Below are 14,029 nucleotides of genomic sequence, written 5' to 3'. Positions count from 1 at the left end.
TGGGTTCATCGACATTTTGACATTGGCGAGATCAACACCGCTACCGTCCGCTTTAACGCGGACCTTCACATTATAGTCAATCACGCGTTTGACAGGCACGAGTACCTTCATCGCGTTCTCCTCTGGTTAACTTGGTTGGGTTTGTACAAGGGATGGACGCCCGGATACCGTTTCGTACCAAGCGGTAAGCTGCGGGCGACCGTGGCGCCAGTCCCCGATGGGTTGACGGAAATCTAGATAGCCCAACGCGCAGGCCAGCCCGATACAGGCGGCGTCGAAGTTGGACTCCAGTGTATCAGAGACATGTTCTTCGAACCAATCAAGGGCACGGTTTGCCTTTTCCGCCTGCGCATCAAGCCAGGCCGGAGACACCTGATCCGCTGGCCGGACCCGCCGCTCATAAACGCATAGCAAGGCCGCCTCTATTACGCCTTCGGCAAGGCTTTCGATGGTCAGCCGGTCGAACTCTGCATCACCCTTTTCATAAAGGGGGGCGTCCGGCTTCAGGCTGTCAACAAATCGCAGGATCGCTCGGCTGTCGTAGATAACGCGACCGTCGGATCGCTGAAGGCAGGGCAACTTGCCCAGCGGATTACGGGCCGCGAGTTCGGCGTTGGTGTCGACAGGAGAGGTCGCGACCTCGACCTCTTCAACAAGGTTTTCGACACCCTTTTCGAGAACGGCAACTCTGACCTTGCGGGCGAAGGGCGAGGCTGGTGAAAAATACAATCGATTCATGAGAGCGCTTCCTGATTAATCATGTTTGACGGTGACAGGATGCTATCCAGTTTTTCTGTGGGCACCAGCCCACAATCCGAGGCTATTTCACGGATCGACTTGCCGGTGAACAAAGCCTGTTTGGCGATGTGCGCAGCAGCATCATATCCAATGTGCGGGGCGAGGGCGGTTGCAAGCACCAGACTGTTGTCCAGTTGTGCTGCGCAACGCCCTGCATCCGCCTGAATTCCCTGAACACATTTTTCTGTCAGAGCGTGGATGCTGTTGGTCAGAATCTTTAGTGATGTCAGAAGGTTGTAGGTAACGACAGGTTCCATCGCGTTCAGTTGCAACTGTCCGGACTCGGCGGCCATTGTCACAGTCAGATCGTTGCCGATGACCTGATAGCAAACCTGATTGACCATCTCAGGGATTACCGGATTCACCTTGCCGGGCATGATCGACGAACCTGCTTGAACAGCAGGGAGGATGATTTCACCCAACCCAGCGCGAGGGCCAGAAGACAGCAAGCGCAAATCATTGCATATCTTGGACAATTTCACTGCCACCCGCTTCAGGATACCCGAAAAGGTAACAAAGCCGCCCAGATCCGAAGACGCCTCGATCAGATCGCTTGCTTGCCTGAGATCGAACCCCGAGATTTCAGCCAAGTGGGCCACTGCACGTGTGTCGTAGCCGGGTTCGGCGTTGACACGCGTACCAATCGCCGTGCCGCCAAGGTTGATTTCGGTCAGCAGCTTGCCAATCTCGTGAATGCGGTCAATGTCCTCTCCTACGTTCACTGCAAAGGCCTTAAACTCTGCGCCCAGCGACATCGGTACGGCGTCCTGCAACTGTGTGCGGCCGACCTTGGCTATGTCCGCGAAAGCATTGGCACGGTCTTCGAATGCGGATTGAAGCCCTGACAAGGCAGCGCACAACGGAGCTACGTGGAACAGAACCGCCAACCGAACCGCGGTCGGATAAACGTCATTGGTGGATTGTCCGTGATTGACGTCATCGTTGGGATGCAGATGTTGATAGGCGCCAGGCGGGTGGCCAAGTTTCTGTAGAGCCAGATTTGCAATCACCTCGTTGGCGTTCATGTTGGTCGAGGTTCCGGCCCCGCCCTGAATCATATCGACCACGAAGTGATCGTGGTGCTGCCCGGCAATGATTTCGTCGCATGTTTCAACGATAGCCTGCGCCTTGTGCGCTTCGATGCCGCCAATCTCTCCGTTCGCCTGCGCCGCGGCGCTTTTTACCATCGCCAACGCTGAGACAAGGTTTGAAAACTGAGACAGCGGTACACCGGTGATCGGAAAGTTCCGGCGCGCGCGCTCGGTCTGAATTCCGTAGAGGCACGATGCTGGCAACTCGATAGGGCCGATTGAATCTGTTTCGGTTCGGAACTGGGACATTGCTCATCGATTTCAAAAGACTGAATTGGGGTCAGGCTTACTGGACGTGATCCGCTATCTAAAGACGGTCTTTCCTTTGCTTTGATTAGGAGTTGTCGAAGCAGTGGACCGAGTGTTTACGCGCACGGTCAAATTCAAGGCGACGGAATGGATGCAAATCTAGTGTAACAGCATGTTTTAAAGCGAAAAAAAGGAAATGATTAGGATTAGCCTAATGTTTGATGAGGAACTCAATAATTCAGCGGACAGCCCTCCACGTATATAACCGGCCCAATCTTCGCGATGCTTAGGGAGGCGGACGTGTCTAACAAGGAAAATGTCGCGATTGACGTGCGGGATGCGGTTAAACGCTATGGCGACTTTACGGCGCTAAAAAAGATCTCACTGTCAATCATGGACAACGAGTTCTTTACACTTCTGGGGCCTTCGGGCTGCGGCAAGACCACTTTGTTGCGGATGATTGCCGGGTTCGAAGATGTGACCGAAGGTGCAATCTTCCTCTATGGCGACGAGATCGAGAGCCTGCCGCCGAACAAGCGTCCGGTGAACACGGTGTTCCAGAACTATGCGTTGTTTCCGCATATGACCATTCTGGACAACGTGGCCTTTGGTTTGGAAATGCGCGGCGCTTCGAAATCCGAGGCGCGTACCAAAGCTGGTGAGATGCTGGAACTGGTGCAGCTAGGCCAGTTCTCGGCACGTAAACCCAGTCAGCTTTCAGGTGGCCAGCAACAGCGTGTGGCATTGGCCCGCGCGCTGGCACCACAACCGAAAGTGCTGTTGTTGGACGAGCCCCTGTCGGCGCTGGATCTCAAGTTGCGCAAGGCGATGCAGCTTGAGTTGAAGCATTTGCAGCGCGAAACCGGGATTACCTTCATCTTCGTGACCCACGATCAGGAAGAAGCCCTGACCATGTCTGACCGCATCGCCGTCATGTCGGCGGGCGAGATGCAGCAACTGGGTGCCCCAACGGATATCTATGAGCGTCCGCACAACATGTTTGTGGCGGACTTCATCGGCGAAACAAACCTGCTGGAAGTTTCTGTCGATGGTATCGAAAACGGACGTGCTACCTGCCACCTTGGCGGTGGCCATGAACTGACCTGCAACGCTGTTGATGGCGTTGGCGTCGGGTCCAAGGTGCACATGTCGATCCGGCCCGAACGCCTGTACATGTCTGCCGAGCCGGTTGAAACCGAGGGCCTGCACGGACGGGTCAAGGACAACATCTTTGTCGGCACCGACATCACCACAATCGTGCATCTGGACGAAGGTCCGGATTTCGTGGTCCGCACATCGAATTCCGATCGCGGCAACAAGCGCATTTTTGAGCCGGGCACAGAAATGTTCGTCAACATGGAGCTGGGGGCCGCGCGCCTCCTGGTGGACTGATGGCAGCAGGTGCAGCAAGCGGCGGCAGCGCAACGACCGACACCTATAAAGAGGCCCGCACATGGCTGTTGTTGCCCGCATGGGTGACCCTGTCCATTCTGGTGCTGGCCCCGGTCTTCATGATGCTGATCTACTCTTTCCTGACGAAAGAGTTTCGGGGCGGTGTGATCTGGGAATTCTCACTGGCCGCCTATGATCAGTTCTTCTTTGATCGCGGACTGTTTGGGGATGATCCGCCCAAGATCGAGTGGACCTATATCACCATCTTCTGGCGTTCGATCTGGCAGGCAGGCGCGGCGACGCTACTCAGTCTCGTGATCGGCTTCCCGACGGCCTACTTCATTGCCACGCGGTCTGAAAACATGCGACCGATCTGGGTATTCCTGATCACCATTCCCTATTGGGTGAACCTGCTGATCCGGACCGTGTCGATGAAATTCCTGCTGCGCGATCAGGGTCCGCTGAATGATTTCCTGATCAACATCGGTCTGATCGACACCCCATTGCAAATCGTCAACACCAACTTTGCGGTGCAGTTGGGCCTGTTCTATTCCTATCTGCCCTTCATGGTGCTGCCGATTTATGCGGCGGTGGAACGCTATAACTTCGCGCTGAGTGAGGCTGCGGCCGACCTCTATGCCACCAAGTGGACCACGTTGCGGCGCATTCTGTTGCCTGCGGTCAAGCCGGGTGTCATCGCGGGATGTATTCTGGTCTTCGTTCCATCGATGGGTTCATTCCTTGCCCCCGACCTGCTGGGTGGTGCCAAGAACTTCATGATTGGCTCGCTGATCGAGGAACAGTTCAAGGGCAATGCGGGCAACTGGCCGTTTGGCGCAGCAGCGTCGATGATCCTGCTGACCATGGTCCTGATCCTGTTGATGCTGTTCGCCCGGCAACAGGCCAAAGCCGAAAAAGCGGAGGGATAAGTCATGGCGAGCAAACAATTCGACATCAAATCCTACACCGGCTTCAAGGGTATCACCCTACTGTGTCTGGTCGTGTTGTACGCACCGCTGCTTGTGGTGACGATCTACAGCTTCAACGCCTCGCAATCGTTAACGAATTGGGAAGGTGTATCGCTACGCTGGTATGCGGATGTCTTCACCGGGCCCGAAAGCGAAAAGTTCAAACAGGCCGCCAAGAACAGCTTTATCATCGCAATCGTTGCGGCCACGGTGTCGACCTCGATCGCTACGCTGGCGGCGACCGGCATGGTCCGGGGTGGCAAGTTCAAACTGCGCACCGTGTCCTTTGGTCTGATCAGCCTGCCGCTGATGGTGCCCGAGATCGTGACTGCTGTTGCAACCCTGATCTTCTTCAACTCGATCGGGTTTGATCGCGGCATCATGACGATCCTGCTGGCCCATATCGCTTTCTGCATTCCCTTTGCCTATCTGCCGATCTCGGCCCGGATGCAGGGGATCGAGGACAGCTATGAGCAGGCCGCGCAGGATTTGTATGCCACCAAGCGGCAGGCGTTCACCAAGATCCTGCTACCGCTGATGATGCCGGGTATAATCTCGGGTTTCCTGCTGGCCTTCATCGTTAGCCTGGACGATTTCATCATCACCAATTTCGTCAAAGGCGCGGGTGTCGAAACCCTGCCGACGGCGATTTTCGGTTCAGTAAAGCAGGGGATCAAACCCAATATCATGGCGATTTCGACCATGCTGCTGGGCGTGTCCATCGTCATGGTCACGATCAGCTACTTTGTCAGCAAAACTGACAACACCAAATAGAACCAACAGATGGAGAGAACGATGAAATATATGATGAAAAGTGGCGTTGCGGCGCTTGCCCTGACATTGGGTGCGAACACTGCCGCAGCGGAAGGCGAACTGGTTCTGTACCACTGGTTCGAATACATGCCGCAGGAACTGCTGGAAAAGTTCACTGATGAGACCGGCATCAACGTGACCATGGATACCTACGATTCAAATGAATCCATGCTGGCCTCGCTCAAGGCGGGTGCGATCGGAACCTATGACGTGGCCGTTCCGGGCGATTACATGGTTTCGATCATGACCGGCGAAGGGATGCTGGACACAATCGAAGACGGCGAGTTGAAAAACAAAGGCAATATCGAACCCGAATGGGCCGATCCCAGCTTTGATCCGGGCCGAAAGCACTCGATCCCGTATCAGTGGGGCTCAACCAGTTTCGCCGTGAACCGGGATGTCTATGATGGCGACATCCAGACTACCGATATCCTGTTCAACCCGCCCGCCGAATTGCAGGGTCGCATCAACATGCTGGACGCGCAGGGCGAGATTATGGTCATGGCCTCGCTGCATCTGGGCATCCCGCAATGTTCGAGCGACCGCGAGCAGCTAAAGGCGCTGAACGCTCTGCTGCAGGAAGCCAAGCAACATTGGACCTCGTTCAACTCGGATACCGCCAAGGAGGTTCTGGTCTCGGGTGACGCGGCGGCTGGTCAGATTTATGATGGTTTCTCGGCCAAGGCCCGGGAAGAGGGTGCTAATGTCGAATACGCCTTCCCGACGCAGGGCTATGTCGCGTGGATGGACAACGTCGTTCTGCTGAAAGATGCACCCAACCGCGAAAACGCGCTGAAATTCATGGACTTCCTGCTTGAGCCGGAAAACATCGCAGCTGTCACCAATTTTGCCCGCTACAATGCCGGTGTAAAAGATGTGGAGGAATTCCTTGATCCGGATCTGGCTGCACAGCCGGAAAAGAACCCGCATGACAATGTTGGGCCCGGCGTCTTTATCGAGGTCTGCAGTGAAGAGGTTCAGGCCGTCTATGACCAGATCTGGACGAACCTGAAAAAGTAAAACTCCCCGTGCGTGACGCACGTCTTATCCGGGCAGCCAGTCTGCCCGGTTTTTTATTCAGATTTTGCGCCGACATGGTTGAGCAACAGCAAGAAGAGCTCGCGCTCGGTGGTGATGTCCAGCTTGCGATAGATACTCTTGCGATGATTTTTGACCGTGCCCACCGCAATGCCCAGCTGTTCTGCGATTGAGGCCGAGGGAAATCCACGCAAAGCCAGATGGCAGATCGAAATCTCACGCTGCGTCAGTCGATTTGCAAACAGGCTTTCGATGACATCGGATAACACCAGTGACGACGACGCCATTGGACGCTGTATGATGAACGTGATCCGGCCATTTGGTGCCGGCGGGAAATCCGCACCCAGCCTTTCTGAAACAACATGCGCCGAGCCAACGACCCGAGGCTGCCCCGGCGCGGCCTGACGGGCGTGACTGACCGCATCCGACAGCGCAATTGTCTGCCCGACAAGCTGTTGCCAGTTGCTGCTAACAAAGCTCTGTCGGCCTTGGCTATCATCGATGGCAAAGGCATCGGCTTCGGGGAAGCCGGTGATTTGCGTGGCACCTTCCCCCAGTGCCTTGAGGATCAGGCGCTGGTTCAGATCATGCAGAGCACGGATTGTGGGGTACAGGGCCCGAAGCATGTCCATCTCATCCTGCGAAAATGGTGTGCCGCGTAGAAAGAAATAGTTATCCACCGCCCCGCCGATCTTGGGGCACAGCACCGCGATTTCGTCCGCCATGCCGGTCTGGGGCTGAAAGCGCACGATATAGACGCGGGCCTTTTCGCCGACCCGCCCCTCTGCGCCGCTGAGTTCGCCTAAACTCAGCACGCCATTCACCTGATGTTCGCGCCAGTGCCGAAAAAACGGGTCAAAGCGGTAAGCACCCGCCAGATAAAAGTCGATCTCATCCTCGGGCACATGATTGCGCACAAGGTAATGCGGCAGCGCATAGCGAGAATATTGCAGCACCCCACGGCTTTCGGCCCCGAGAAAGGTGGCGATCGCCTCGCTTAATGCCGACTGGAATCCCTCGGTGCCGCAGGTTTGCACCGCCTCTGACAGGTCAGGCAGCGTGGTTTTGGGGGAGGGGACTTGTTGGGATTCTGCCATGGTCCGCTTTGGGTATGTCCCTTTAGGGACACTATGCTCTCGGTCGGGTCTCGTTAGACTTTTGGCAATCATATTGCCAACCCGCCCATTGGCCAAGCCATAGGAAAGGTTGCGTTTCTGCAAGCCAGGGAGGCCAGCCATGCCAAGAGATCCCCGTTACGACGTTCTGTTCGAACCCGTTAAAATCGGACCTGTTACAACGAAGAACCGGTTCTATCAGGTGCCGCATTGTTCCGGCACCTCCGACAACGCCCCCGATGCCAACACGCGGATGCGCGAAATGAAGGCCGAAGGTGGCTGGGGCGTCGTCTGTACCGAAATCGCCGAGATCGGCAATACCACCGAGTTCTGGCCATTCCCTTCGCTGCACCTTTGGAATGACGAAGACATCAAACGAATCTCGCGCATGCCCGAAGCTGTCCATCGACATGGCGCGCTGGCCGGGGTTGAGCTGGGCCATGTCGGCCTGGCTGCTGGCAACCGGGCGTCGCGTACTCCGCCGTTGGGACCGACTTCGCGCCTGACGCTGGAATCGGTCGAACCGTTTCAGTCCAGAATGATGGACAAACAGGACATCAAAACAGTGCGCGAGCAGCATATTGCCGCTGCGGTACGCGCCCAGAAGGCGGGATTTGACATCGTCTATGCCTATGCCGGGCACGGTTTGTCGATCTTCAGTCAATTCCTTCAGCCCAGCTACAATACAAGGATTGATGAGTATGGCGGCAGTCTGGAAAACCGCGCGCGTCTGCTGCGAGAAGTTCTGGAAGGCATGAAGGATGCCATCGGTGACAAATGTGCTGTCGCGTTCCGTTTTGGCGTCAACGAGATCGACGGCGATATGGTTCAGGGCAAGGAGCTGGTCGAGATGCTAAAGGACATCCCCGACCTGTGGGATGTGAACATTACCGACTGGCCCGAGGACAGCCAAACCTCGCGGTTTTCCAAGGAAGGCTTTCAGGAAGAACAGATCGCTTTTGTCAAAGGCGTCGTGGACAAGCCGGTGGTCAGTGTGGGTCGCTTTACATCGCCAGATACGATGCTGTCTCAGGTTCGGCGCGGCGTTCTGGATCTGGTGGGCGCAGCGCGCCCTTCGATTGCCGATCCGTTCATCCCGACAAAAATCGACGAGGGCCGTGTCGATGATATCCGCGAATGTATCGGCTGTAATATCTGCGCCTCGGGTGAGATGTCCTATGCGCCGATGCGCTGCACGCAGAACCCAACCATCATGGATGAGTACCGCCGTGGCTGGCACCCGGAAAAAGTGCCCGCGAAAGGATCGGACGACAACATCCTGATCGTGGGTGGCGGCCCTGCCGGTCTGGAATGCGCCAACATCCTGTCCAAGCGGGGTTATGAAGTGACCGTGGCCGACGCACGCGAGGAGTTGGGCGGCCGGGTCAAGCGAGAAGCGAACCTGCCGGGCCTGTCCGAGTGGATCCGGGTCGCCGATTATCGCCTGTATGCGTTGCAGCAATTGGGCAACGTGAACCTCTATACCGAGTCGCCGCTGGAAGCGGGCGATATTCTGGAATTCGGGATGGAACATGTGGTAATTGCCACGGGTGCAACGTGGCGTCGTGATGGTGTGGGCCGGTTCAACCTGACGCCGATGCTGAAGGGCGATGAGGCAAGTGTTCTGACCCCGGACGACATCATGGACGGGGCAGAGGTAAACGGACCAGTCGTGATTTATGACGAAGACGGCGCTTATCTGGGCAATGTGATTGCGGAAAAGCTGGTCAAAGATGGGCATGACGTTATTTATGTGATCCCTGCCTCCGATGTCGCGCCTTATCTTGCGCTGACAATGGAACAGCACAAGGTTATCGCCCGCCTGATGGAGCTTGGTATTCGGATTGAGCGCCTGAAATCCCTTAAGGCGGTTTATGCGGACAAGATCGAATTTGCCTGCGTCCATGGCGGCGATGGAATGGAATTGCCGCTGGGAACAGCGGTTGTGCTGACGTCCAAAAGCCCCAATGATGGTGTCTATCAGGACCTGATGGCGCGCGAAGGCGACTGGGCGGATGCCGGAATCAAATCCGTCACCCGTATCGGCGATTGCGAAGCGCCCTCGATCATCGCCGCCGCCGTTCACGCAGGACACCGCTGGGCGCGCGAACTGGATAGCGCCGAGCAGCACGTGCCGCAATTCCTGCCGATGCCACTGGCCTGAAGAAGGAGGAACACATGAACAAACCTATTCGTTTGCTGGCTGACGGCCACCCCGAAACCGGCTTTGTCGCGTCTTCACTTGTAGCTGAAGGTGATTTTACCACCGCAGACAAGGCCGAGACGATCAGCAGCTTTTTTGAAAGTCAGGACGAAAGTATTTCAGTCGGTGTGTGGGAATGCGCGCCGTGCCGTGAAGAGATCGAAGCCTATCCGGTGGATGAAATGATGACCGTTGTCTCGGGGTCGGTCACACTGACTGGTTCGGATGGTGCAGCGCAGACCTTTAACGCGGGAGATACCTTTTTCATCCCCAAAGGCACGCCTTGCACTTGGGAAATCACAAAGACTTTGCGCAAGTTTTATATGATTTCAGCATGATGTTTACGCGGCGCAGGTTACTCTGCGCCGCGTAAGTTACGAAGCACCGCCAGAACGGCGATAAACAAGAACATCACTTCGATGACGATCGCACCCGGATTGGGCCGATGGGCCAGCGAGATCATGACCAGCGATCCCCCCAGAATGTTCCAGGCATTGAAGGGTATCTTGTTCGCCGGAAGGACGTTGCGCGTCGCCAGATAGTAGACGCATACGATAATCGCCGAGCCCAACAGGCCAACCCCGTCAGAAAATGTGAGTTCCTGAAGCAATTCCATCGTCTGCCTCAGTAACTGATATCTTCAAGGATGCGGTCCATCATTGCATCACAGGCATTGAGCTGCCCGAGATCCAGATACTCATCCGGTTTGTGGCCTTGTTTCTCCATTGACCCCGGGCCGCAGACAACTGTGGGAATTCCCAGTTCGCTAAAGAACCCGGCCTCGGTGCCAAACGCGACCTTGGTTGTCGAGTTGCTCTGCGCCAGCTTCTGTGCATAACCGATCACTGCGTCCGTCTCGGATATATCCAGCCCGGGATAGGCGTTGTACTGTTCGACCTCGACCCGCGCCTCGGGGCAGATGTTTTCATACTCTGCGCCAACCCTGTGCGCCGCGTCTTGTATCTGATTGAGAATGTCTTTCCCGCGATCCGCAGCCAGATGCCGGTATTCAAACGTCAGTTCCGCGCGGTCCGGTACGATGTTCAGCGCCTTACCGCCGGACAACATACCAACGTGGAAGGTTGTGTAGGGAACGGAATAGGCCGGATCGCTGTTACCGCTTTCGGCAAAGGTCTTTTGCAAACTCCGCAGCTCATTCACGAAATCCGTTGCCAGATGCAGTGCGTTGACGAATTTTGGGGCCAGCGCTGAATGCCCGCTTTGTCCATGGCACACGGCCCGCAACGCGGCCTTGCCTTTGTGCCCGATCGCCACCTGCATTTCGGTGGGCTCTCCCACAAAGCAGGCGCGCGGCTGGCCCAGCATCGGGGCCAGACGATCCAGCATATGCTGAATGCCGACGCATCCGACCTCTTCATCATATGACAGCGCAATCTTCAGCGGTTCACGCAAGCTCGACTTCGCCGCCCGGTCTGCCAGCGCCATGACCGAGGCCACATATCCCTTCATATCGGTGGTGCCACGCCCATAGAGGCGGTTGCCCTCGCGGGTCAGGCTGAACGGATCTTTGGTCCAGCTCTGTCCCTCGACTGGAACAACATCGGTATGGGCGGACAATAGCACACCATCGCCGCTTGGCCCCATTTCTGCATAAAGTCCGGTCTTCTCGCCACCAGGGTCGGTGATGCGATGAACCTCAAAACCGCGGGTCTTAAGGAATGTTTCGACATAGCTGGCCAGATCGAGGTTCGAGTTCTTGCTGACGGTATCGAAACCGATCAGCTTTTCCAGGATTTCCAGTGAAGACGCCATACTTTATGTACCTGCAGTTCGAATGCACAATCTGAGTTACAGTCAGCCTATACGACCCGTTAAAAACATAAATCCGGGAATGGCGAAGCAGTGGTTAGGAGAAATCGAAGCAGTTTTCAGTCGGCGTTAAACGTGTAAAGGCCCGGAAGGGTGCCAGAGTTCACCGCTTGCTCACAATGCTGAATAAACGCGCGCATCGTGTTGGTTTCATTTTCCGTTCGCGCCCTGAGCAGGCCGAGATGCATCGGCCTGAGGTCGCCGGCCAAAGGCACAAAGATCAGCTTTTTGCCATCCGGCGACAGTACATTCAGGGGACGGATATTTGCGATGGAAAACCCAAACCCATTGGCCACCAATGAGCGCATCACCGACATGTCCGAGGTACGCTCGGCAATGTTTGGTTTGATGTTGGCATCGCGAAAAAACGAAAGGAAATATTCTCCGCTGAACGGCAGGTCCAACAGCACCATTGGACTGTCCTGAAGGTCAGGAATCGTCAGTTCTGCTCGGTCGGCCAGCGGGTGGCCCTCGCCCAAAACGACATAAGGGGGCAGTCCATAAAGTGGCCGAAACTCAAGATCGGCAGGAATATCCAGATCATAGGTCAAGGCAATGTCCAACTCGGCCCGCCTTAACTGACTGAATATTTCGGCCTGATTGAGCTCGCGTTGTTCTATCCGGACCTCGGGATATGTGTTTTCGAACTCGCGCCGAAGCCCCGGCAAGACGATTTGCGCAAAAGTCATCAGGCAGCCGACCGACAGGATACCCTGAACCTTGCCGGTGATTTCCCCAGCGAGCGTGGCCAGCAACTCTGCCTCACGCAGAACGAATTCCGTGCGTTCCATGAACTTGTGCCCGGCCTTGGTCAGCGACAGACCGCGGGCGTGTTCTCGGACAAAGAGGTTTACGCCGAACTCTACTTCAAGCTGGTTGATCGCCGCCGATATCGACGGCGATGAGACGTTCAGTTTGTCACTGGCGGCAGCGATACTGCCTGCCTTCCCGACGGCCACAAAGTACTCAAGTTGGCGTAGCGTGTACCTGAAAGGCAAACTGGCATCCCCGCGTCGTTGGGGATCAAGCCCTGTACTTGATCCACGTGGTCTTCAAAGCAGTATACTTTTCAAGCGAGTGCAATGACAAATCCCGCCCGAAGCCCGACTGTTTCATGCCCCCGAACGGTGTTTGGGCAGACAGGGCATCGACGGTGTTGACCGAGACAGTACCCACCATCAGCTTGTCCGACACCCGGCAGGCTCGGCTGAGATTGTCTGTCCAGACCGAGGCCGCCAGACCGTAGATCGAGTCATTTGCCATGGCGACCGCCTCATCCTCGCTGTCGAACGGGATGACCGACAGGACGGGGCCGAAGATCTCATCGCGTGCCAGCGGGTTGTCGTGGCTGACGTCGTCAAAAATGGTCGGTTGGACAAAGCAACCTTTGCCGTCGATTGTGACACGTTCACCACCAGCAACCAGATTTGCCGACTTCTTGCCTTCTTCGATAAAATGCATGATGCCCTGCGTCTGCTTTTCGTCAACGATGGCCCCCATTTTCGAAGCAGGGTCCAGTGGGTCGCCCGGCTGGGTGCCCCGTGCGCGGGCAATCAGCTTTTCAACGAATGCGTCCTTGATCGAGCGTTCGACATAGAGCCGCGAGTTGGCCGAGCAGACCTCGCCCTGATTGAAGAAGATACCAAAGGCAGCCATATCGGCGGCGGCGTCCAGATCCTCGCAATCGGCAAAGACCAGGTTGGGACTTTTACCACCGGTTTCCGGCCAGACTTGCTTCAGGTTCGACTGGCCCGAATACTGCATGAACATCTTGCCGATGCCGGTCGAGCCGGTGAAGGCCAGACAATCAACATCCATATGCAGACCCAGAGCCTTACCCGCTGTCACGCCAAACCCGGGCACCACGTTGAAGACACCATCCGGGATGCCCGCCTCGGCCGCCAGTTCGGCCAGACGCAGCGCGGACAAGGGCGATTGTTCGGCTGGTTTCAGCACGACCGAATTGCCAGCTGCCAGCGCAGCGGCGGCTTTCCAGGTGGCCATGTCCAATGGAAAATTCCACGGTGTCACCGCACCGACAACGCCCAAGGGCACGCGTCTGACCAGTGCTAAATCACCGGGTCCGGTGGGGGCGACTTCGTCAAACACCTTGTCGATGGATTCCGCATACCACTGGAAGAAATGCGCTGAACCGGGCGCATCTACAGTGACCGCATCCGTCACCAGCTTGCCCATATCAAGACTATCCAGCAGTGCCATCTCTTCAAGGTTTTCGCGGATCAGATCAGCCAGTTTCAGCATCACTGCCTTGCGGTCACCCGGTGCCATGTCCGACCATCGACCGTCTTCGAACGTAGTACGCGCTGCGGCGACGGCGCGGTTGACGTCTTCCTCGTCGCATTCGGCGACCGTGTTCAGAACCGCACCGGTGGCCGGGTTGATGTTGTCAAAGGTCTTGCCCGATGCAGCATCGACAAACTTGCCATCAATGAACGCCTGACCGCGAAACGACAGGCCGGCGGCACGGCTTTTCCAATCTTCGTGCGAGTAGTCCAACATGGTGTGTCTCCC

Annotated in this window: 13 protein-coding genes and 1 pseudogene; 6 read left to right on the top strand and 8 right to left on the bottom strand. The window is 56.3% G+C overall.

Going from position 1 to position 14,029, the window contains the following annotated elements; genetic code table 11:
- The 3 genes and pseudogenes from ACR0NW_RS12960 to ACR0NW_RS12950 all read right to left on the bottom strand — a co-directional run.
- Positions 1-111, bottom strand: a pseudogene (locus tag ACR0NW_RS12960) (electron transfer flavoprotein subunit beta/FixA family protein); the annotation flags it as partial.
- Between the two features lie 15 nt (positions 112-126).
- Positions 127-738, bottom strand: a complete 612-nt coding sequence (locus ACR0NW_RS12955) for a glutathione S-transferase family protein (RefSeq protein ID WP_480450176.1) — start codon at positions 736-738, stop codon at positions 127-129.
- Positions 735-2,138 (bottom strand): aspartate ammonia-lyase, encoded by a 1,404-nt coding sequence (locus ACR0NW_RS12950; RefSeq protein ID WP_480450177.1) that lies wholly within the window; start codon positions 2,136-2,138, stop codon positions 735-737. The genes ACR0NW_RS12955 and ACR0NW_RS12950 overlap by 4 nt, the downstream gene beginning before the upstream one ends.
- Positions 2,139-2,420: 282 nt before the next feature.
- Here ACR0NW_RS12950 and ACR0NW_RS12945 point away from each other — a divergent pair, with 282 nt between their 5' ends.
- The 4 genes from ACR0NW_RS12945 to ACR0NW_RS12930 are packed head-to-tail and all read left to right on the top strand — an operon-like array spanning position 2,421 to position 6,331.
- The gene (locus ACR0NW_RS12945) at positions 2,421-3,530 is read left to right on the top strand and encodes an ABC transporter ATP-binding protein (RefSeq protein ID WP_480450178.1); all 1,110 of its coding nucleotides are present in this window, start codon (positions 2,421-2,423) and stop codon (positions 3,528-3,530) included.
- On the top strand, positions 3,530-4,459 hold the full coding sequence (locus ACR0NW_RS12940; RefSeq protein WP_170653202.1) for an ABC transporter permease: 930 nt from the start codon (positions 3,530-3,532) through the stop codon (positions 4,457-4,459). The genes ACR0NW_RS12945 and ACR0NW_RS12940 overlap by 1 nt, the downstream gene beginning before the upstream one ends.
- Positions 4,460-4,462: 3 nt before the next feature.
- Positions 4,463-5,272 (top strand): ABC transporter permease, encoded by an 810-nt coding sequence (locus ACR0NW_RS12935; protein ID WP_480450179.1) that lies wholly within the window; start codon positions 4,463-4,465, stop codon positions 5,270-5,272.
- Between the two features lie 21 nt (positions 5,273-5,293).
- On the top strand, positions 5,294-6,331 hold the full coding sequence (locus tag ACR0NW_RS12930; RefSeq protein ID WP_480450180.1) for an extracellular solute-binding protein: 1,038 nt from the start codon (positions 5,294-5,296) through the stop codon (positions 6,329-6,331).
- A 53-nt stretch (positions 6,332-6,384) separates the two neighbouring features.
- On the opposite strand, the gene ACR0NW_RS12925 is transcribed toward ACR0NW_RS12930, so the two are convergent.
- Positions 6,385-7,446, bottom strand: a complete 1,062-nt coding sequence (locus tag ACR0NW_RS12925; RefSeq protein WP_480450181.1) for a helix-turn-helix transcriptional regulator — start codon at positions 7,444-7,446, stop codon at positions 6,385-6,387.
- 139 nt (positions 7,447-7,585) lie between these two features.
- On the opposite strand from ACR0NW_RS12925, the gene ACR0NW_RS12920 reads away from it, so the two are divergent.
- Both ACR0NW_RS12920 and ACR0NW_RS12915 read left to right on the top strand, forming a co-directional pair.
- Positions 7,586-9,628: an oxidoreductase gene (locus tag ACR0NW_RS12920; RefSeq protein WP_480450182.1), complete on the top strand. Its 2,043-nt coding sequence runs from the start codon at positions 7,586-7,588 to the stop codon at positions 9,626-9,628.
- 14 nt (positions 9,629-9,642) lie between these two features.
- Positions 9,643-10,005 (top strand): cupin domain-containing protein, encoded by a 363-nt coding sequence (locus ACR0NW_RS12915; protein WP_480450183.1) that lies wholly within the window; start codon positions 9,643-9,645, stop codon positions 10,003-10,005.
- Between the two features lie 17 nt (positions 10,006-10,022).
- Here ACR0NW_RS12915 and ACR0NW_RS12910 read toward each other — a convergent pair whose 3' ends face one another.
- The 4 genes from ACR0NW_RS12910 to ACR0NW_RS12895 all read right to left on the bottom strand — a co-directional run bounded on the left by ACR0NW_RS12910 (position 10,023) and on the right by ACR0NW_RS12895 (position 14,017).
- Positions 10,023-10,283 (bottom strand): CBU_0592 family membrane protein, encoded by a 261-nt coding sequence (locus ACR0NW_RS12910; RefSeq protein ID WP_480450184.1) that lies wholly within the window; start codon positions 10,281-10,283, stop codon positions 10,023-10,025.
- Between the two features lie 8 nt (positions 10,284-10,291).
- Entirely contained in the window at positions 10,292-11,440 is a 1,149-nt protein-coding gene (argE, locus tag ACR0NW_RS12905) for an acetylornithine deacetylase (protein WP_480450185.1), read from the bottom strand.
- Between the two features lie 116 nt (positions 11,441-11,556).
- Positions 11,557-12,495: a LysR substrate-binding domain-containing protein gene (locus ACR0NW_RS12900; RefSeq protein ID WP_480450186.1), complete on the bottom strand. Its 939-nt coding sequence runs from the start codon at positions 12,493-12,495 to the stop codon at positions 11,557-11,559.
- A 25-nt stretch (positions 12,496-12,520) separates the two neighbouring features.
- Complete coding sequence (locus ACR0NW_RS12895) at positions 12,521-14,017, bottom strand: aldehyde dehydrogenase (protein WP_480450187.1); 1,497 nt, start codon at positions 14,015-14,017, stop codon at positions 12,521-12,523.
- Positions 14,018-14,029 lie beyond the last annotated feature (12 nt).

This window comes from Ruegeria sp. CF5, assembly GCF_056537325.1.
The sequence above is the reverse complement of the archived record's forward strand: the minus strand, read 5'-3'. Positions and strand labels throughout refer to the sequence as shown.